Genomic DNA, 19,381 nt, shown 5'->3' on the forward strand with positions numbered 1-19,381 from the left:
GTCCCTGCACAGCACTGGGCAAGGGCGACCTGGATGAACCGATCTCCGACTACGAAGCCTCCGGTATCGGATCGAAGTCACTGAGCGCTGGGAACGCCTGTAGGACCGCGTTGTCGGCTTCGGGATCCCCGACCGCGATGCGGGCGCTCCCATCGGGATAGGCCTTCACGGCGATGCCCGCTCGCCGTAGCGCCGTCGCGGCGCCAGGACCGGGTATATAGAGGAAATTGGCATGGCTGCGCGGTACCGCGATGCCGCGGTGGCACAGCGCGTTGCGCAGCGCCTCCCGTCCTGCGGTGATGCGCACGATGCGCGCGGCAAGTTCGGGCTCGGCGGCGTAGGACGCGGCTACCGCGGCCACCGCCGCCGAACTCACCCCGAATGGAAGCTGCAGCCTACGCACTCGGCTGAGCAGCTCCCGGTTGCCGAAAACATATCCGATGCGCAGCCCTGCCAGCCCGTACGCCTTCGAGAAGGTCCGTAGCACCAGCAGGTTCGGGTGCCGAGGCAGCAGTGCGAGGGGATCGATCCGGTCGGCGATGCCCAAGAATTCGGCGTACGCCTCATCGAGGATGACCGGCACCCGCCGCGGTACGGCATCCAGGAACGCCTTCAACTGCCTGATCGGAATCACGGTGCCGGTCGGATTGTGCGGACGGCACACCACTACCAGCCCGGTCCGCTTGTCCACGGCCCTGGCAATAGCGGGCAGATCCTGGTTGCCGCCCGCATCCAGCGGCACCGGGACGATGTCGAGCCCAGCCATGTCGGCCATGATCGGATAACCGTCGAAGGTCGGCGATCCGTAGACGATCCCGGCGCCCGGTGTGGTCAGCGCCTGCATGATCTGCATGGCTACACCTGTCGCACCCGAACCGACGACGACCTGGTCGGAGTGCACGCCGACGTGGTCGGCGATCAGCTTCGGCAACCGGCGCGGCAGGAACTCCGGATAGCGATTGGCCTGCGCCAGTACGATATTCACTGCTGACAACACCGAAGGCAGTGGCGGGAAGGGATTCTCGCTCAAGCTCAGGTCGAATCGAGGCGTCGCCCGCTCGCGGTGGTGCTGTCGCGACGGCCGCGTTTCGTCGGCCAGTTGAATAGTCATCGCGCCGCGCCCCAGCGGACCGCGGCCGCGCCCGCGAAGTCGCCGGCATGCGCGAACGCCGACATCAGCACCACCGACCCGTTGCGCAGCCTGCCCGCCCGGTTCTCCACATCGAGGGTGACCGGGATGCCGGCGGCGAACAGGTTCCCGCACTGTTCGAAGGTGTCGGGATGTCGTTCGGCGGGCAGTTCGAGCGCGTCGTGCCAGTTGCGCAGGAACAGCCGGTTCGGCTGGTTGGTGACGAAGGTGTCGACGTCGCGTCCCTTCACCCCGATTCGATCGCACACCGCGAGCGCTACCTCTGGCACCAGCCGGTTGCCGCGTGCGAACACCTTGGTGATCTTCGATTCGGTGAAGCTGACGCAGCCCTGGCCCTCGCCCGGCTCCCAATACTTCCGATCGCCATTGGTGGAGAACGACATATCCCCGGCGAACTCCGGATAGGTGCGGCATTCGATGTCGAGGATCGGCGCGCTGTCGTCCTTCACCAGCAGCCCGACGCCGCATCCGTCGCCGGGCACCGGCGCCTGGGCGAGCTTGCGGATGTCGGGCTGGGTGAACACCGGGCCCGCGCAGTTCTGCGTCGCCGCGATGAGGGCGGTGCGAGCGTTGGTGGTTTGCAGGACCATTCGCGCAATGGCCATCATGTGCACGAAGGCCGCGCAGCCGCCGTTGTGCAGGTCGTAGACGAAACCGGGACGGGCGCCGAGCCTGCGCGCCACCTCCGGCCCGCACCCCATTACCGGATTATCCGGCAGCTGGGTGTGTGTGATCAGCACATCGATGTTCGAAAGCAATCGCGCGCCATGACGTTCGATCAGCGGCGCGACGGCGCGCTCGACCATGTCCACCGCGGTCTCGTCCCGGTCCACATGGTGGCGGGCCTTGGGCGAACGGAACATGACATTCTTCGCCATCCGGTCCGACCGGCTGTACTGCGTGAAGTATTCGGTGCCGACCGGCTCGCCAGGCAGGTAGCCGGCCACATCCACCAGGCTGACCGTCGGCAATCCTGGAGCGTCAGGGTTCATAAAATTGTCAGTGCTCGTGGTAACCATCGGCATGCCTCACTTCATCCAGTCGGGCTTGATCGGCAGGCCGTTGGCCGCGCGGTATTCGCAGATCGCCTTGAGGTTGTCCATTTCCAGCTGATGCCCGGCGGAGAACATCTCCCAGAAATCGCCCACCCACACCGGCCGCTTCGCTGGCGCCGTTTCGGGATAGGGATTCTCGTCGTAGAAGGGGTGTTTGCAATTGACCCACAGGACAACCGAACCCGGCTTGTTGAACACCGCCTGCGCGTCGACCACCCGCAGCAGATAGATCATCCACAGGTGCTGTCCCTGGTCCCAGGCACAGTGGTAGTCGACGGTCATGCCGTCCTGGTGTGCCACGGTGCGGGTGAAGATCTTGGTGGCGTCGCCGAGGCGGTCGTAGGCCAGCCAGAGACCGGGTTCCTCGGTCTCCGCGAACCCGCGCAGGCTGTAGGTCCACTCTTCCAGTGACCGGGTGTCGGCGAGATACTCGAACACCTCCTGCGGCGGTGCATCGATATACGCCTGCACCGGGCAGTATTCACCGAAGATCTGATCGTGCGGATAGACCGACCGCAACATATCCATGATGATCGGCGTGGTCGCGTCCTTGTCGGAATTCTCGATGCGCAAGACGCCGGGGATGACCTCCTCCGGAATATCGCTGAGTGCGGGCAGGGCGCTAGTGGTCACGGTGTACTCCTAGAGGTTTCCAAACTCGACAGGAACGGGATAAAGGGCGGAACTTCGTCGGGGTCGCAGTCGATCGAAATGAACGACGGCCCCTCGGTTTCGGTGCATGGGCCGAGTGCGTCGGCCAGTTCTCGAGGTGTCTGCACCGAGTAGGCGGGCAGGTCGGGGAACATGGCGGCGATGCCTGCTCCGATATGGGTGGGTTGAAATCGGTTGAAGCTGTAGCGATCCCGGTAGTAGAGCTGCTCGCGGGTGACGCACATGGCGTGCGCGTTGTTGTTGAGGACGATGAAGGTGATCGGCAGTGCGTGCTCGATCGCGGTGTGCAGCTCCATGCCGTGCATGAAAAACGCGCCGTCGCCTGCGATGACGACCGTGCGGCGCGGTCCGCCCTGCCCGCGATGGCGAGCGAAGGCTGAGCCGATGCCCGCGCCGAAGGCGTAACCCATGCCGCCCATGCCGAGGGCGACGACGAACCGGCCGCCGCGCGGCACCCGCAGGTGGTGCACCACCGCGGCGCCGGTGTTGCCCGCGTCGGCGAAGACATCGGTGCCTTCGGGTAGTGCCGCGCCGATCGTCTCGACGAGTTCCCGGTAGCGCAGGCCCGGACCGTCTGCCTCGGGAACGTGCAGTGGCGTCAGTGGATTCGCGGCGATCCGCGCTTCGGTGGCAGCCGTCGCATCGACGGGAAATACGTCCGCGAGCTCGGACAGCGTGATGGCGAGGTTGGTGCTGGTGGCGTGGATCGCGGGCAGGTGCGGCGCGCTGACGCCGATACTCGCGACGGGGCAGGCCCCTAGCAGTTCGTCCAACCCGGTGCGTGCGGTGATCGGCATCGGAGTGCCGACGAGCAGACACAGCGCCGCGGAGCGGATCGCGGCCGAGAGTTCCGGATGTCCCATGCTCCCCGCGACGCCGCAGAACCCGGTGTCGGTGTTGTCGTATACGTCCTTGGCGTCCGGTGCTACGCCGACGGCGGCATCCAATGTGGTTGCCAGCCAGGCGAGTTCGCCGCGGGCATCGTCGCGCGCCACCTGGTCGCCCGCGATGATGACGATCTTCCCGGTCCGTTGCGCCGTGGTGAGTGCGGTGCGCACCCTGGCGATGCCCTCTTCATCGTTGCGCAGGCCCGCGGGTTCCCACCGGAACGGTGGGGGGTCGTCCATGCTCGACTGCTGTATGTCCTTGGGCAGCAGCAGCACCGCGGGCCCGCCGCGCCGGGCGGCGCCGACCGCCCTTGCCAGTTGTTCGGGCAGCTCGTCGGCGTTCTCCACGCGTGCGCAGTATCGGCTGATCTCGCTGAACATCCGGACCGCGTCGATGGTGCCCGCGTGGCCGCTGGTGTCCTGGAATGCGCCGTGTCCCTCGAGTCCGGTCGGCGGCTGGCCGACCAGCGCCAGTACCGGCACCCTGGAGGCGAACGATTCGGCAAGTCCCGCAACGAGATTCATCGCGCCGCCACCGGAGGTAGCGCAGACGATACCGAGTCCGCCGGTCGAGCGGGCATAGCCGTCGGCCATTGTGGCGGCGGAGAATTCGTGTTTGGCCACTACTCCGGTGACGTCGAATGGCGCATCGAAGATGGCGTCGTACAGGTCTTCGATGTTCGCGCCGTCGACTCCGAAGATATGCTTTATCCCCAGGGTTGAAACCGCCCGCACCAGATAATCCACGACTCTGCTCGGCATCGGCACTCCTTCTCGCAGTGACCGGGAGTGTGCAGGACACACACGCGATCATTCATCGCGTACACGTGAACTACGGGTGGGGCGGCTCCACGGTTCAATGCCGTGCGCGAGATGTAGATCGGCTTGCCCGCGATGTGAAGCTGCTTCGCATGCCTTGTGTGTACGTATACATCTACGTATAGTCGTGTCATGCCCAACAAGACGATCTATGTTTCCGACGACGATCTGGCGCTGTTCCAGCGAGCGCAGGAGCTGGTCGGCGGCAATCTTTCGGGGGCGGTGACCACGGCGCTGCGGCGGTTCATCGAGCTCGAGGAGGGCAGGCTGGAGGGCTACGACGAGGTAGTTCTACGGGTCGGCCACAACGGCGTGCGCCAGGTCCGATTCTCCGGCGCCCTGTTGGGCGAGTATCGCGATGTGAACGACGAGCGCATCGAGCACGTCAAGGTGTATCGCACCCGGAAGGGCAAGTTCGTGATGCACGCGCAGTATTCGAACTGGGATGACTATCCACAGGCGGTCGCGGGTACCAGCTGGTTCAAGGATCTGACCAACTGGCGGCGGATGCTCGGCGTCGGCGATCAGGACTGGGGCGACTTCCACTTCGAGATCGTCGATTCGCTGGGTGAACTGAAGGGGAAGATTCCGGACAAGCTCTACGAGCGGGTCGCGCAGATCGCCGACCGTCCACCGGTCGAGGAACTCGATATCTAGCCGAATCCCCTCGATAGGCGTTTCGCCGCACCGGACCTCCGGGAGCGGTGCCGCTGAGTCATGCATATATTCGCACTGATTGATGAATTTATTCGAAAGGAAGGCCATGACAAATGGTCATCGCGCCACCGCCATTTCGGCGCTGGGTCTGCGTAAATCGTTCGGCGAGCACGTAGTGCTCGACGGCATCGACATCACGGTCCCGCAGGGGACGGTCTACTCGATGCTCGGTCCCAACGGGGCGGGCAAGACCACCACGGTGCAGATCCTGACCACACTCATCCGCGCCGACACCGGTGAGATCCGGGTCGACGGTCACGATCTGACGACCGAAGTCGACGAGGTGCGCGGCGTGATCGGCGTGACCGGGCAGTTCTCCGCGGTCGACGAGCTGCTGACCGGCCGCGAGAATCTGATCCTGATGGGCGATCTGCACCATCTGCCCCGGCGAGAGACCAAACGCCTCGCCGCGGACCTGCTCGAACGCTTCGACCTCGTCGAAGCAGCGGACAAGACCGCGGCCACCTATTCCGGCGGCATGACCCGGCGGCTGGACCTGGCGATGACTCTGGTGGGCGATCCGCGCATCATCTTCCTCGACGAGCCGACCACCGGCCTCGACCCGCGCAGCAGGCGGGGGATGTGGGACATCATTCGCAGCCTGGTCAACGACTTCAACGTTACCGTCTTCCTCACCACGCAGTACCTGGAGGAGGCAGATCAGCTCGCCGACCGGATCGCGGTCCTCGACCACGGCAAGATCGTTGCCGAAGGCACTGCGGCGGAACTGAAGCGACTGGTCCCCGGTGGTCACATCCGACTGGAGTTCGCCGACCGGTCCGGACTCGACACCGCCGTTCGCGTACTCGGGCCCACCGCGCGTGTTGTCGAGGATGCCGGGGACGACGACCTCGCGTTGTTGGTGCCGAGCGACGGTGGCGTCAAGTCGCTGCGCGCTGTGCTCGACCGGCTCGACCTCGAACAGATCGACATCGAGGGGCTTTCGGTGCACACCCCGAACCTCGATGACGTTTTCCTCACCCTCACCGGCCAGCCCACCGCGGAAAAGGAGACTGCGCGATGACCAACATGTCCCTTGCGCTGACGGACTCGGCAACGATGTTGCGGCGCAACATGCTTCATGCCAAGCGCTACCCCAGCCTGACCTTCAGCGTCATCATCATGCCGATCGTCCTGTTGTCGGTCTTCAATTTCGTGTTCGGTGGTGCGCTGGAGAAGTCCTCGGGTGGTAAGTACATCGACTACCTGACCCCGGGCATGCTGTTGATGATTCCGGCGTACATCACGGCAGCGGTGGCGGTGTCCATCGCCACCGACAAAACCAAGGGCATCGTCAACAGGTTCCGCGTCATGGCGATCGCACCGTCATCGTTCCTCACCGGGAATGTGATCGGCGCGCTGATCCAGGCCATGCTCGGCGTCGTTGCCATGGTCGGGTTCGCATTGCTCATCGGCTTCCGGCCGTCGGCGAATGCCGTCGAATGGATCGCGGCGTTCGTGCTGCTCGCCATGTTGACCTTCGCGCTCATCTGGCTCGCGGTGGGGATGGGCCTTGTCGCGTCGAGTCCGGAGAGTGCGAGCAATATGCCCTTTCCGCTGATCATGCTGCCGTTCCTCGGCAGCGGCCTGGTCGCCACCGACACCATGCCGGTCGTCATGCGCCAGTTCGCCGAGTATCAGCCGTTCACGCCGATCACCGAGACCGTGCGCGGCCTGCTCATGGGCACCGAGATCGGCAACAACGGCATTATCTCGGTCGCCTGGTGCATCGGTCTCGCGCTGGTCGGCTACCTCTGGTCGTCCTCGGTCTTCCGCAAGCAGACCCGCTGAATTCGATTACGACACAGCCGATCCCCCGCCGCTGCCGGTGGGGGATCGGTGCGTTTGTCAGACCGTTCCGACGAGCACCCGTTCGCCCGTGGCAACGGATCTGATCTCCACGCTCTGGATCTGGTCAGGGGCGGCGTCGACGGTCCGGTCGATGGTCAACTGGGTGCCGGGCCCGGCGGGCCACTGATCGAGCTCGGTCTGTTTGCCGTCGGTGCCGAGGACGAACAATGCGAACTTCCAGTTGTACTTCTGATCGCTCGCGCCGTAACTGCACGTCATGACGATGCGGGTCTTGTCTTCGGCGGCAACGAGTTTGAAGCTGGCCGAGATCGGCGTCGGCTTCAGCGGCTGCATGGCGCGCTCCGCGATCACCTGATCGGAGGAGGACGTGGTGTTCGAGGAGGCGACCGAATAGACCACCGGAACCGCGATGGCCACTGCTGCGGCGGCCGCGGCCACCGCAGCGCCGACGGACACCCACCTGCTGCGGCGCCGACGCCGTTGCGCCGCGTCCGCGAGCCGGGGTAGCAGCTCGGGCACCGGCGAATTCGGCTCCGGCCCAGTGGCTTCCGGCCCAGTGGCCATCGGTGCGATCATCGCGAGCGCGGTCTCGCTGTCGACGAGGGCGAGCATGCCGGGCACACCGGCCAACTCCGCCACCGACGCCTGGCAGGCCGGGCAGTGGGCCAGATGCTCCTCGTACTCTCGGCGCTCGGTCCTGGTCAGGGAGCCGAGCACATAAGGCGCATCCCACGTGGTGTAGTCATGTGCGGTATCCGTCATTGGTTCGTCACCCCCATCTCCTGTAGTGCCAGCCGTAGCGCCCGCATGCCGTAGTGCATCCGGGATTTCACCGTTCCCGCGGGAATGTCGAGCTCCGCCGCGATCTGATGTGTGGAAAGTCCTCGATAGTAGGCACGCACGATCACCTCGCGATGATCGAGACTGAGCCTGCCCAACGCGTCCGCGACCAGCCAGCCGTCCAATGCCCGATCGGCCTGGTCCGGTGCGGCCTGCTCCGGCGGGTTGTCGGTGCGGAACTCGCGCCGGTTGCGGGCGCTGCGGTGCTCATCCACGGCGAGATTCCTGGCAACAGTGAACAGCCACGCTCGCGCCGACATCGTCGACTGATCGAGCACGTTCGGTCGTTGCCATGCCCGCAACAACGTCTCCTGCACGATGTCCTCGGCCCGTCCTGGATCTCGAACCAAACCGAGCGTGTACCTCCATAGTGCCGACGCGTGTTCTTGATACAGGACTCGCATCAGCTCGGCCTGGTCGTCGGGCATTTGTCACCTCCCGCTCAACCCACGACACAGACCGGGTTTTTGGTTCAACGCGGGGACGCATGTCAATTGCGCTCTAGTTCGATCGGGTGCGTGGCCAGCAGCGAAAGGGGCAGCGGCTGGCGGCGCAGGACGTGGGCCCACAGGTCGGGGCGGCCGGTGCTGATCGGATCCGATGGCAGTGCCGACAGCACGATCCAGTCGTCGTTCTGCAGTTCGCCCTCCAGTTGGCCGAAGGTCCAGCCCGCATAGCCCGCGAATATTCGGAGGCCCTCGATCAGCGGTCCGATCAGCTCGGGGTCCGCGTCGAGATCGACAAGCACCACGCGGCCGTCGATCCGTCGCAGCCCGGGCACTCCGGCGATCGATGCGCCGACCCGCACGGTGCCGAGGCACAGCGCCGCGTCCCGCTTGACCGGGCCGCCGATGAACAGGGTGCGCGGCGGCGCGGCCGCGTCGGTCCACTTGGGTAGCACGTCGTGCACCGCGGTGTCGCTCGGACGGTTGAGCACCACGCCGAGGCTGCCCGCGTCATTGTGTTCGATGATGTAGACGACGGTGCGCCGGAAGGTTGGTTCGACCAGGTCGGTTGCCGATACCAGCAGGGTGCCCGCACGGACGACCTGCTCGCCGTGCCGGGTGTCGCGCCGCTTTCGGTCGCCGTGCCCGCCGCGAGTTTGCCGCTCATCCGGGTCATCTGCACGTGCCACCCCGCCATCATCGCACTGGCGCGGGTCATTCGTCGGTCAAGCGGGGTGCCCGATTCGGGGAACACGGAGGCAGGAGCGCAGCGACCGGGCGACGAGCGCCGGGTTAGAGTCGGCGACATGGAACGGCCCGAGGTTCTCCTCGACAATGCAGATGCTGTCTACGACTTCTATCGCGATCACCAGCAGAACCGCCTCAAAGCGTGGGGCGCCTACGCGATACTCGGTCGTCGATACCATCCGCGGGTCGCCTATGCCGAAGGCGCGCGTGAACTGCTGCACGATCTGATCGCCCAGCGCAGGCCACTGCTCCTCGCGATCAACCATCTCTCGGAATCCGATCCGTACACGGTCGCCGCCGCGGCATGGCGCAGCGAACTGCGCCGGGTTATCGGCCGGGTCCGGGTGTTGGCCAAGGACGAGCTGTTCCTGGACCCCGACCAGCGCCGCAAGATCGACATGATGGGCGGGATCCCGGTGTTCCGCGGCAAGGACCACGGCTTGCGGGCGGTGAACGCGGCCGGTCAGCACATGATCGACATCTGCGCCGAGCGGATAGCGGCTGGTGACGGCATCGCCGTCTTCCCCGAAGGCACCTGCAACGACGTCGACCAGGCCCGTGTGCAGCCGGTCGGCAGCGGGATCGGGCACATCGCATTCCGCGCGATGAAGCTCGGGGTTGTGCCCGCGCTGGTCAGTATCGGTCTGAGCTACGGTCCGCGACCGGATCCGACGATTCCGGTGACCAAGCAGGAGGCCATGGCGGCCAGCTTCTATTTCGGTGTGCCGGTCACGGAACTGCCCGCCCGTCCCGCGGAGATCGCGCGGCTGGTGCATACGGATCTGCAGCACGCGCTCGACGGTGCTGTCGCCGCTTACTGAGTGCGTCGCTTACTGCGGCAACCCGAGACGTTCGCGTGCCCAATGCGGCACCATCACCAGAAATTCGGGCCGGGTTTCGATGAAGTGATGCACCATCGGACACATCGGCAGGGCCCCGAAGCCTTCTTCATGGGTGTTGCGCAGCGCGGATTCGACCAGCACGCGGCCATAGCCCTGGCCCTCATGCCGCGGATAGATCTCGGTGTGCACGAACGCACGCTCGGACGCGGTGTCCTGGTATTCGGCGTAACCGGCGATCGCACCGTCGACATAGATCTCGTAGCGTTCCAGCGCCGTGTTGTTACGGACCTCAGTCGACATGGCTCGACGCTACTCTGAAACGCCCAAATCACCATGTTTCGCACCGCTCGCCTGGTGAAATCTCGCCCTCGACTTGTCTACCGGGCCCGGACTGGCAGAATGCTCTTGGTCGCGCCGAACACTCCGCCAGGAGCGGCGGCCCGGCGGAGGTACGAAGATGATGAGGACACTGCGTGTTTCGCGGGTGGCGGTCGCGCTGGTCACGGCGGGCCTGCTCGGCGGATCGATCGCGACGGGACTTGCCGACGCCGCGCCCGCGGCAGCCTTCGGGGCCTGCCCGGATGGATCGGTGATGCCGGAGCGCGGTGTGCAATGTGCGGTGGTCTCGGTGCCGATGAACTACGCGGACCCGGACGGGCCGCGGATCGACCTGACCGTCAGCCGGATCGCGGCGACGCAGGAGCGCCACGGTGTCATCGTCGCGAACCCGGGCGGTCCCGGCGCGGACACTCTCGACTATTGGGCGCGTCGGCTCGATACGCTGCCCGCCGAACTCAACGCGCACTACGATCGCGTCGCGGTGCAGCCGCGTGGTCTGCGCTGGGCGACACCGCTTCGCTGCGGCGCCGACTCGAACACCCCTGAGGGTGAACAGGTTTCGCTCGGTGGCGGTAATCGCGAAGCTATCAAGAAAGCCTGCGACGCCGCGCTGCCCGGCTACCTGGACACCATCACCACCGAGAGCACGGCCCGCGACCTGGACGAGGTGCGCGCCGCGCTCGGGGTGGAACGGATCAGCTACCTCGGTATCTCCTACGGCACCTATCTCGGTGCGGTCTACGCCTCGTTGTTCCCTGCTCGCGTCGATCGGATGGTGTTGGACTCCAATGTCAATCCCGACTGGGTGTGGACCGAGGAATTCGCCCAGCAACAGGTCGCGGGCAAACAGCGCCTCGACGATCTGTTCACCTGGATAGCCGAGCACAACGGACAATATGGCCTCGGCGACACCGCGTTTCAGGTCTATCAGAACTGGGTGCGGCTGGTCGCCGACCAGGGCGGCGGCTGGTACGCCAACCTGACCCCGCCGCCGGCCAGCGTCTCAGATCTGCCGGGCAGGCTGCCTGAGCCGCTCGCCGAGATCGCCCGCGACGGCTTCAACGGCAGCATGGAACAGGCGGGCAAGGTGCAGAATCTGTTGCGCACCTTGGTCTCCGGCGGGGCGTCCGCACAGGTGCCGCTGGTCGGCGCGACCGCGGTCGCCACCTACACCCGCACCTTCTGGCCGGTCTTCGCCAAGGCGATGGCCGACGCGAACGCCGATCCAGCCAACGTGGGGCAGTTGCGCGCGATCGAGGGCGCTACCAGCACCGATCCCACCGGCCGCTTCGTCTTCGCCGCCATCACCTGCAACGAGAACGCCGTGCCTGGCAGGCCCGAACTGCTCGGCGCTGCCGTCGGCACCATCGCCTCCGGCGGCAATGCCATGGATGCCCGCGCCGATATGGTCCGCTCCGGAATGACCTGTGGTTCATGGCGACCGGTGACCAAGCCGGTGCCGATCGCGGGCCGGGATCTGCGTACCCCACCGCTGCTGCTGCAGAGCAGGCACGATGCGTTGACGAAATATGAGGGTGGACCGGCGATGGCCCGCGCGCTCAACGGGTCGTTGATCACCATCGAGGGCGGCGATCACGGCACCTTCGGTCGCGGCAACGCCGCTGTCGACGAGGCTGTCATGACCTACCTGCGCACCGGTCAGGTCACCATCAGCCACGCCGATCAGGCCCCGCTACCGGCTGGCTGACGTGCGACAGCACGACGCGCGCGGCGACAATGTGGGGATGACGTCCGCGCCACGGGTGCTGCTCGCCCCGGACAAGTTCAAGGGATCGTTGGCCGCACCCGAGGTGGCCGCGGCGCTGGCCGCCGGCATTGCCCGTGCCATGCCGGGCGTCGAGATCCGGCAGGTTCCGGTCGCCGACGGTGGCGACGGGACCGTCGATGCCTTCGTCGCGGCAGGCTGGGAACGGATCGAAGTGACCGCGCCCGGCCCGACCGGCGAGCTGTCGACCGCGCCCTATGCGGTGCGCGGTGCGACCGCGGTGATCGAGCTCGCCGCGGTCGTCGGACTGGTGAAACTGCCAGGGGGCCGGTTCGATCCACTCGGCGCGAGTACCGACGGGCTCGGCATCGTCATCGCGCATGCGCTGGACCGAGGTGCCACGAATATCGTGCTCGGGCTCGGTGGTAGCGCCTCGACCGACGGCGGCGCAGGCATGCTGCGCGCGCTCGGGGCTCGGGTACTCGACCGCGACGGCCATGAATTACCCACCGGCGGAGCCGCTTTGGTCCGCGCCGCGCAGCTGGACCGAACCGGCCTGCATCCCGGCGTCGCCGCCGCCGGATTCACCCTGGCCTGCGATGTGGACAACCCGCTACTCGGCCCGACCGGCGCTGTCGCTGTGTACGCACCGCAAAAAGGCGCAACCATCGACCAGCTCCCGATTCTCGAAGCGGCACTGAATAATTGGGCGACAATCGTCGGCCGGGAGTGCGCTGGCATCCCCGGTGCCGGTGCCGCGGGCGGAACCGGTTTCGGCGCACTCGCGGTGCTCGGCGCCCAGGTGCGCAGCGGCATCGAGGTAGTACTCGAACTGCTCGATTTCCCCACCCAGCTCGAAGGCGCGACCCTCGTCGTCACCGGCGAAGGCTCCCTCGACACCCAAAGCCTGCACGGCAAAGCCCCGATCGGTGTCTGCGACGCGGCGCGCAAAGCCGGTGTTCCGACCGTCGCCGCGGTAGGTCGTACGCTGCTGACCCCCACCGAGATCCGAGCAGGCGGCTTCACCGCCTGCTACTGCCTGGCCGACCTCGAACCGAACATCGCCCGGTCGATAGCCCACGCGGCGCCGCTCCTCGAGCAAATCGGTGAACAAATAGCTGTGCACAACCTGCGAAATTGACCATCGCCAGTCGTCCTAGCGGCCGGCAGGTCGGCGAATCGAGCGTCAGCCGACGGAGGCCAGCAGGTTTCGGCGCAGTTCGTGACGGTTCTTGTCGCCCCAGGCCTCGAGTGGGCGTAGGGCGACGTTGAGTTCTTCGCCCAGCGGGGTGAGGGAGTATTCGACGCGCGGGGGGATTTCGGGGTAGACCTCGCGGTGGACGATGCCGCCCGACTCGAGTTGGCGGAGATTCTCGGCGAGGACTTTTTCACTGACGCCCTCGAGCAGGCGGCGGATCTGGCCGAAGCGTTGCGGGCCGGCGCCAAGGACCCACATCAGATGCAGTTTCCACTTGCCGCCGACCACGTCGATCGCGACGGTCATGCCACACACGTCTTCGTGATCTGTATCACTGCTCATGTCCACCGAGCTCCTTCTGACCTTATTTCGAACCTTTAGGTAAGCAACCCCACCTGAACGTTCGGTCTTCCCGACTCTACCTGCGGCAACGACTATTGATCACGGCGCCGACAGCATCCGATCGAGAACAGAAGAGGCACATAATGTCTGAGCAGAAAATCACCCGCTCCGTGTCCGTCGTCGGCCTCGGGCCGATGGGGCAGGCGATGGTGCGGGCCTTCCTCGAGGCAGGCGTCGAGGTGACGGTGTGGAACCGGAGCTCCGCCAAGGTCGATGCGATGGTCGAACTCGGTGCGAAGCGGGCCGTCACCGTTGCCGAGGCGCTGGATGCCAACGAGGTGACCGTGCTCAGCCTCACCCACTACGCCGCCATGTACGACGTGCTCGGTCCGGCCACCGATCACCTGGCGGGCAAGGTCATCGCCAATCTGTCGTCGGACTCCCCGGAGAAGGCAAGGGCAGGCGCGGCATGGGTGCGTTCGCATGGCGCGCAGTTCATTTCGGGTGGTGTGATGTCGGCGGGCGACAATATCGTGCACCCCGCCTCATACATCTTCTACAGCGGCCCACAGGATGTCTTCGAGGCGCATGCCGAACTGCTGCGTCCGCTGAGCCCGCAGGAATACCTCGGCGCGGACGACGGTCTGGCCCAGGTCTTCTACCAGGCGCTGCTGACCATCTTCCATCCGTGGCTGCTCGCCTTCGACCAGGCAACGGCCGTGATCGAGCGCTCCGGCCACGACATCGACCAGTTCGTGCCGTTCGCGATCCGGTCCAGCGAGGCGTTCCCCTACTTCATGACCGAATTCTCCGCCGCCAACAAGGCAGGCGGCTGGGCCGACCTGGCGAGTCTGAAGATGATGGATGCCGGCGCCCAGCACATTATCGACGCGAGTGAAGAGGTCGGCGTCGACTCGACGTTCTCGCACACCGCGCAGGCGTTCTGGCGCAAGGCCATTGCCGCGAGTGAGCAGACGGGCAAAGCGGTGTCCACTTACGAGCTCATCCGTGGCGCCCAGGCAGCCGAGCTGTAGCCACAATGTCGCAGCACGAGAAGGCAGGCAAGCCCGTGCCGACCTTTCAGCTGCTCCGCGGCGGCATCGCCTGAGGTTCGGCGGACGTTGCGGAGCCGAGGCGCGGGAAGGGGGCGGTGGAGAAGATGATCTCCACCGCCACTTCGAAGTACGCGGAGATCCGCAGTGCCAGGTGCAAGCTCGGACTGTATTCGCCGCGCTCGAGATAGCCGACCGTCTGGTAGTGCACGCCGAGCGCTTCGGCAAGCTCCCGGCGGGAGATGCCGCGCTCGGCGCGCAACATGGCGATGCGGTTGTAGATGACTTCAGTAGGCACGTGCCATAGCCTTCTCCCTGCGGGCGGCGACCCGGGAGCCGGATTCGCCGCGGGCCATCCGCCGCAATACGATCGGCGCGATGGCCAATCCGGCTATCGCCCAAATACCGAGCATGCCAACGGTTTCCAAGTGCCGCCAGGACTGTCCGAGTTCGACGGCGACGGCATCGCCGGGGAGCATGGCCGAGCGCATGCCCAAGCCGAGCCAATAGATCGGAAAGAACTGTGCGAGGCCCTGCACCCAGCCGGGCATCGAGGTGATGGGGTAGAAGATGCCGGAGACTGCGGTGAGGCCCATGATCGGCATCGCGACAAAACCGACGGCGCGGGGGCTGCTGAATGCCGATCCGATGACAGCGCCGAGTGGCAGCGTCGCGAGTATGCCGAGCGCAAGCACCCAGGCCAGGGTCGTCCACGCGCCCAGGGTGTTCAGTGCGAGTCCGTCGGTCAAGAACAGGCCTGCAATCAGCACAATGACGAAGGGGGTCAGCACCCACCCGGTCACGGTAATGATCTTGCCGACGAGATAGCCGACCATCCCGTTCGGGATTGCCTTGGCGCGCAACAGGGTTCCGTCTTCACGTTCCAGGGTGAGGAACTGGGCCATGCCGAAGATCCCGTTCACCGCGATGAGCATCCCCAAAATGCTCGGTAGTGCGAAAGCGCCGAGCCCGAGACCGCTCGTCGCCAAGGTCCCATTGCGCATGAAGAACAGCACGATGATCATCACGATGGGCCAGAAGAGCAGGCCGAACAGGTCTTGACCGTTGGTGAGCGACTGCCGCAATTCGGTAGTGCCGCGCGTCAGCCCGGCCCGGACCGCAGTGTTCATGGGGTTCATCGCGTGACCTCCTCCAGTGTGTGGACGTCGTCTCCAGCCCGGCCGGATTCGAATTGGCGTACCAGTGTCATATACGTGTCCTCCAGCGAGGCGCGTCGCACCTCCAGTTCATCGATCTCCTCGCCGTACTGCTTGAACAGCTCGTAGACGAACTTCGTCGATTCGATGGTGGTGTGGACGAATCGCTGTCCGTCCCTGGTCCAGCGCACCTCGGCTTCGCCTGCGATCCGGCGCGAGAGTGCGTCGGCCGAGCCGTCTGCGATGATGCGGCCGCCCGCGAGGATCAGGATCCGATCGGCGAGCTTCTCGGCTTCGTCCAGATCGTGGGTGGTGAGCAGGATAGTGGTCTGATGGTCGTCGGCGAGCCGGTGCACCAGGTCGTGGAACTCGCGCCGTGCCTCGGGATCGAATCCCGCGGTCGGCTCGTCGAGGAACAGCAGTGCGGGTCGTCCGACGATGCCGATCGCCACGTCCAGCCTGCGCCTTTGGCCGCCGGACAGTGTCATGACCTTGTTGTTCGCCTGCTCGGTCAGACCGACCGCCGCGACGAGTTCGTCTGCGTCCCAAGGGCGTTGGATGCCGTCGGTGCGGTAGGGCGCGTAGTAGGAGCCGAGGTGTGCGAGCAGTTCACGGACTCGCCACTTCCCGTGGTCGCGCCACGACTGCAGTACCACCCCGATGCGCGCCCGCCAGGCTTCGTTGCCGTGCGCCGGGTCGGTGCCGAGCACCTCGACGCGCCCCGCCGAGCGCATTCGGAAACCTTCCAGGATCTCGATGGTGGTGGTTTTACCTGCGCCGTTGGGTCCGAGCAGCACCAGAACTTCGCCGTGGCGTGCGCGGAAACTCACCTCGTGCAGGACGTCGGTCGTGCCATAGCGCATTCGAAGTTTTTCGACGTCGAGCACGACGCCGTCGTCCAATGTCATGCCATCTCCCCATAATGTGGACTGGATGGGATGTAGCATACCTACTACATACCGCAGCGACAATGCTCTGGTGAAGGGCGCGCGGCGAGATGGCCTCGAGGCCTTGCTGGAAACAGGTGCGACCCTGCTGGAAGCGACGGCGTAGCGTCAGCGGTATTCGCACAGGTAGGCGGTCTCGACCGAGGCCTTGACCTGGAACTTGCTATCGGCGGGAACGGTGAATTGGGTTCCCGCCGTGAAGGTTTCCCAATCGTCGCTGCCGGGCAGCTTGGCGGTCAGCGCGCCGGAGACCACTCGCATGATCTCGAGCTGGGAGGTGCCGAACTCGTACTCGCCGACTGCCATGACGCCGACAGTCGCGGGCCCTTCCGGCGTGGTGAAAGCGATCGATGTGACATCGCCGTCGAAGTACTCGTTGACCTTGAACAATGCGGCTCCTCGAACTCGGGTGAGCGGTCAGGATACCTGGGGCGACTTCCGTATCCGGCCCATCAGGTTGCCGAGGAGTTGTGGTGTCCGGGGCGCTGGAAGGTTACGGGGAAGGCGGGCGAGGAGTACGATCGCGCCGCCCAGCACGGCGAAGTAGGCGATGACATAGCCGTTCATCAGGATCTGGGCGACCGGCCATGACGGTGGGAGCATGAACACCCCGATGGTCACGAAGTCTGCGCTCCAGTGGTAGGCCCATGCGCCGATCGAAAGAAACAGGGCCGCCGCGGCGATCCACCATCGTGGTGTCGACTGCGCCTTGTGTACGAGGTAGACGAGCAAAGGAACGAACCACACCCAGTGGTGGCCCCAGGAGAACGGTGATATCGCGCAGGCGGTGAGCCCGGAGAGCGTGACCGCGAGCAGGCGTTCGCCGTGCTCGTGCAGGCCCGCGGTGACGGCCAGGCTGATGCCCGCGACGATGCCCGCGATGAGCAGCCACAGCCACACCGGCGCCGCCTGGCCGGTGAGGTGCGCGATGGCACCGCGAATGGATTGGTTGGCCGGGTTGATGTCCACCGCAATCCGATTGGATTGAAAGAACGTCGAAGTCCAGTACTGCTGAGAATCGGTGGGCAGGACGATCCAGGTGAGCCCGATGGACGCGGCGAAGACCGCCGATGCGGTGACGGCCGAGCGCCACTGCCGCAGTGTGATGAATTGCGCGACGAAGTAGATCGGGACGAGTTTGATGCCCCCGGCCAGCCCGACACCGAGGCCGCGCAGCCTGGCGTGATCGGGGCGGGAGAAATCCCACAGCACCAACAGCATCAGCACCAGGTTGATCTGCCCGTAGTACAGGGTGGTGCGGACGGGCTCGATGAAGACGCAGGTGAGCGCCAGTAGGGCGCTGATGCTTACGAGTCGGGCGCTGAGTCGATAGCCGAGTATCCGCCATGCCATCAGGACGTTGGCGAACAGCACGCCCAGGTTCACCACCAACCACGTGTTCGTGACGTACGTCCACGGCACCATGTCGATGGGGATGAATGCGATCGTCGAGAACGGCGTATAGGTGTACAGGAGCCCGGCCACGGTCGGCTCGGTGTAGAGCGGCAGTCCGTGCAGGATTCGATACGCGCCGTCCCGGTAGACGTGTACGTCGAGCCCGCCTGCCAGAATTCCCGCCCTGTCGAGCCATGGGTCGACGGTGGTGAACACCAGGATCACCGCTAGCAGTGCGCTGCCGATGAGTATGAAAAGCGCTGGGCCCTTGGGTGGAAACTCCAGCGGTCGCGAATTCAGCACCGACGAACTACGAAATAACCAGCGCCGTCCTGGGATTCGGAGTCGCTTCGATGGTGGTCCCCGGAGGGTGGTAGTGCCTCGTCATCGACCGATCCATCCCTTCGATCCCACACCTGTTGCCGCACAGCACTTGCCGACGCTTAGCATACCTAAGCAACACGCCCGGGTCATGCCCTGAGGTATTGGATCGTGAGTCACGTCATACCGCCACACCTCGAGCTGCCCCAGTTGTGCGATACGCACACCTCCCCTAACCGACTGTTCCGGCGAGGTGAGTCTACAGCGTGTCTCCCAATCGGTGAGATCGGCAGACACCGTCCTTCTCGGACGTCCTCCACTCACGCCGGTAGAGCGTGTGTGTCGGTTTCCGCGTCACTCGGGCCGGTTTCACCCACACGAATGTGTGGGCCAGTGCCTTCCCGTCGGCGGACGTTGATAACCGGGGCTCGTGCTTCGGGCTCCCGAACCTGGGAAACATGGTGTTGCTCGCCCCAGGCGGCGAGGTTGACCGCGGCATTACGGTCGCGGTCGAGTTCGTGTCCGCACCCGCACCGGAAAATTCGGTCGGCGAGAGTCAGTTCACGGTTGCGGGTGCCGCAGCGGGAACAGACCTGACTCGACGGGAACCATTGATCGGCCACAACGACTGTGCCGCCGCGCCAGGTCTGCTTGTAGGTGACCTGGCGGGCGAGTTCGGCCCACCCGGCGTCGCTGATCGCTCGTGCCAAACACCGGTTGCGCAGCATCCCCGCGGTGTTCAGGTCCTCAAGGACGAGCCGGTCTTGGGTTTTGACCAACTCGGTGGAGACCTGATGCAGGAAATGATGACGAATATTGCGGACCCGTGCATGGTGGCGACCCAACCGAGCGGCCGCGTGTCGTCTGTTGTTGGAGCCCTTCACCTTCCGTGACACCGATCTGGCGAGACGACGTTG

22 protein-coding genes are annotated in these 19,381 nt (G+C 65.4%); 7 read left to right on the top strand and 15 right to left on the bottom strand.

Going from position 1 to position 19,381, the window contains the following annotated elements:
* Positions 1-49: 49 nt before the first annotated feature.
* From ACFQZZ_RS03920 to ACFQZZ_RS03935, 4 genes are read right to left on the bottom strand one after another with little or no spacing between them, the layout of a single operon-like run.
* Positions 50-1,111, bottom strand: a complete 1,062-nt coding sequence (locus ACFQZZ_RS03920) for an aminotransferase class I/II-fold pyridoxal phosphate-dependent enzyme (RefSeq protein ID WP_378673944.1) — start codon at positions 1,109-1,111, stop codon at positions 50-52.
* Entirely contained in the window at positions 1,108-2,142 is a 1,035-nt protein-coding gene (locus ACFQZZ_RS03925) for a 3-oxoacyl-ACP synthase III family protein (protein WP_378673947.1), read from the bottom strand. Before ACFQZZ_RS03925 ends, ACFQZZ_RS03920 begins: the two co-directional genes overlap by 4 nt.
* Before the next feature lie 36 nt (positions 2,143-2,178).
* Complete coding sequence (locus tag ACFQZZ_RS03930; RefSeq protein WP_378673949.1) at positions 2,179-2,838, bottom strand: SRPBCC family protein; 660 nt, start codon at positions 2,836-2,838, stop codon at positions 2,179-2,181.
* Positions 2,835-4,526 (bottom strand): thiamine pyrophosphate-binding protein, encoded by a 1,692-nt coding sequence (locus ACFQZZ_RS03935; RefSeq protein WP_378673951.1) that lies wholly within the window; start codon positions 4,524-4,526, stop codon positions 2,835-2,837. The genes ACFQZZ_RS03930 and ACFQZZ_RS03935 overlap by 4 nt, the downstream gene beginning before the upstream one ends.
* A gap of 189 nt (positions 4,527-4,715) precedes the next feature.
* Between ACFQZZ_RS03935 and ACFQZZ_RS03940 the strand changes: the two genes are divergently transcribed.
* The 3 genes from ACFQZZ_RS03940 (at position 4,716) to ACFQZZ_RS03950 (ending at position 7,091) form a co-directional block, all read left to right on the top strand.
* A complete protein-coding gene (locus ACFQZZ_RS03940) occupies positions 4,716-5,240 on the top strand; it encodes an EXLDI protein (protein ID WP_378673954.1) in 525 nt (174 codons plus the stop codon).
* A 106-nt stretch (positions 5,241-5,346) separates the two neighbouring features.
* Positions 5,347-6,324 (top strand): ATP-binding cassette domain-containing protein, encoded by a 978-nt coding sequence (locus tag ACFQZZ_RS03945; RefSeq protein ID WP_378673957.1) that lies wholly within the window; start codon positions 5,347-5,349, stop codon positions 6,322-6,324.
* Positions 6,321-7,091, top strand: a complete 771-nt coding sequence (locus ACFQZZ_RS03950) for an ABC transporter permease (RefSeq protein WP_378673960.1) — start codon at positions 6,321-6,323, stop codon at positions 7,089-7,091. Before ACFQZZ_RS03945 ends, ACFQZZ_RS03950 begins: the two co-directional genes overlap by 4 nt.
* Before the next feature lie 57 nt (positions 7,092-7,148).
* On the opposite strand, the gene ACFQZZ_RS03955 is transcribed toward ACFQZZ_RS03950, so the two are convergent.
* The 3 genes from ACFQZZ_RS03955 to ACFQZZ_RS03965 all read right to left on the bottom strand — a co-directional run bounded on the left by ACFQZZ_RS03955 (position 7,149) and on the right by ACFQZZ_RS03965 (position 9,087).
* Positions 7,149-7,874 carry an anti-sigma factor family protein gene (locus ACFQZZ_RS03955; protein WP_378673963.1) on the bottom strand — a complete coding sequence of 242 codons (726 nt, stop codon included), beginning with the start codon at positions 7,872-7,874 and terminating at the stop codon, positions 7,149-7,151.
* Positions 7,871-8,380 (bottom strand): sigma-70 family RNA polymerase sigma factor, encoded by a 510-nt coding sequence (locus ACFQZZ_RS03960; protein WP_378673966.1) that lies wholly within the window; start codon positions 8,378-8,380, stop codon positions 7,871-7,873. Before ACFQZZ_RS03960 ends, ACFQZZ_RS03955 begins: the two co-directional genes overlap by 4 nt.
* Positions 8,381-8,442: 62 nt before the next feature.
* Positions 8,443-9,087: a YqgE/AlgH family protein gene (locus ACFQZZ_RS03965; RefSeq protein WP_378673969.1), complete on the bottom strand. Its 645-nt coding sequence runs from the start codon at positions 9,085-9,087 to the stop codon at positions 8,443-8,445.
* A gap of 117 nt (positions 9,088-9,204) precedes the next feature.
* Here ACFQZZ_RS03965 and ACFQZZ_RS03970 point away from each other — a divergent pair, with 117 nt between their 5' ends.
* Complete coding sequence (locus ACFQZZ_RS03970; protein WP_378673972.1) at positions 9,205-9,966, top strand: lysophospholipid acyltransferase family protein; 762 nt, start codon at positions 9,205-9,207, stop codon at positions 9,964-9,966.
* A gap of 9 nt (positions 9,967-9,975) precedes the next feature.
* On the opposite strand, the gene ACFQZZ_RS03975 is transcribed toward ACFQZZ_RS03970, so the two are convergent.
* Positions 9,976-10,287: a GNAT family N-acetyltransferase gene (locus ACFQZZ_RS03975; protein WP_378673975.1), complete on the bottom strand. Its 312-nt coding sequence runs from the start codon at positions 10,285-10,287 to the stop codon at positions 9,976-9,978.
* Between the two features lie 157 nt (positions 10,288-10,444).
* Here ACFQZZ_RS03975 and ACFQZZ_RS03980 point away from each other — a divergent pair, with 157 nt between their 5' ends.
* Together ACFQZZ_RS03980 and ACFQZZ_RS03985 are read left to right on the top strand one after the other, a co-directional pair.
* On the top strand, positions 10,445-12,034 hold the full coding sequence (locus ACFQZZ_RS03980) for an alpha/beta hydrolase (RefSeq protein ID WP_378673978.1): 1,590 nt from the start codon (positions 10,445-10,447) through the stop codon (positions 12,032-12,034).
* 37 nt (positions 12,035-12,071) lie between these two features.
* On the top strand, positions 12,072-13,193 hold the full coding sequence (locus ACFQZZ_RS03985; RefSeq protein WP_378673981.1) for a glycerate kinase: 1,122 nt from the start codon (positions 12,072-12,074) through the stop codon (positions 13,191-13,193).
* A 45-nt stretch (positions 13,194-13,238) separates the two neighbouring features.
* On the opposite strand, the gene ACFQZZ_RS03990 is transcribed toward ACFQZZ_RS03985, so the two are convergent.
* Positions 13,239-13,592, bottom strand: coding sequence for a winged helix-turn-helix transcriptional regulator (locus ACFQZZ_RS03990; protein ID WP_378673983.1), 354 nt, complete (start codon positions 13,590-13,592; stop codon positions 13,239-13,241).
* Positions 13,593-13,735: 143 nt separating this feature from the next.
* On the opposite strand from ACFQZZ_RS03990, the gene ACFQZZ_RS03995 reads away from it, so the two are divergent.
* Positions 13,736-14,626 carry an NAD(P)-dependent oxidoreductase gene (locus ACFQZZ_RS03995; RefSeq protein ID WP_378673988.1) on the top strand — a complete coding sequence of 297 codons (891 nt, stop codon included), beginning with the start codon at positions 13,736-13,738 and terminating at the stop codon, positions 14,624-14,626.
* 46 nt (positions 14,627-14,672) lie between these two features.
* Here the strand turns inward: ACFQZZ_RS03995 and ACFQZZ_RS04000 are convergent, their stop codons facing one another.
* From ACFQZZ_RS04000 to ACFQZZ_RS04025, 6 genes are all read right to left on the bottom strand, one after another.
* A complete protein-coding gene (locus ACFQZZ_RS04000; protein WP_378673991.1) occupies positions 14,673-14,942 on the bottom strand; it encodes a helix-turn-helix transcriptional regulator in 270 nt (89 codons plus the stop codon).
* The gene (locus ACFQZZ_RS04005) at positions 14,932-15,783 is read right to left on the bottom strand and encodes an ABC transporter permease (protein ID WP_378673994.1); all 852 of its coding nucleotides are present in this window, start codon (positions 15,781-15,783) and stop codon (positions 14,932-14,934) included. Before ACFQZZ_RS04005 ends, ACFQZZ_RS04000 begins: the two co-directional genes overlap by 11 nt.
* Positions 15,780-16,709, bottom strand: coding sequence for an ABC transporter ATP-binding protein (locus tag ACFQZZ_RS04010; RefSeq protein WP_378673997.1), 930 nt, complete (start codon positions 16,707-16,709; stop codon positions 15,780-15,782). Before ACFQZZ_RS04010 ends, ACFQZZ_RS04005 begins: the two co-directional genes overlap by 4 nt.
* 147 nt (positions 16,710-16,856) lie before the next feature.
* Positions 16,857-17,138, bottom strand: coding sequence for a pyrimidine/purine nucleoside phosphorylase (locus tag ACFQZZ_RS04015; RefSeq protein WP_378674000.1), 282 nt, complete (start codon positions 17,136-17,138; stop codon positions 16,857-16,859).
* Positions 17,139-17,165: 27 nt separating this feature from the next.
* Entirely contained in the window at positions 17,166-18,446 is a 1,281-nt protein-coding gene (locus ACFQZZ_RS04020) for a glycosyltransferase 87 family protein (RefSeq protein ID WP_378674003.1), read from the bottom strand.
* Between the two features lie 338 nt (positions 18,447-18,784).
* On the bottom strand, positions 18,785-19,381 hold a 597-nt coding region (locus tag ACFQZZ_RS04025; protein ID WP_378674006.1), incomplete at its 5' end, for an RNA-guided endonuclease InsQ/TnpB family protein.

The organism is Nocardia sp. GCM10030253, from assembly GCF_042675075.1.
In the GTDB taxonomy this organism is placed as follows: domain Bacteria; phylum Actinomycetota; class Actinomycetes; order Mycobacteriales; family Mycobacteriaceae; genus Nocardia.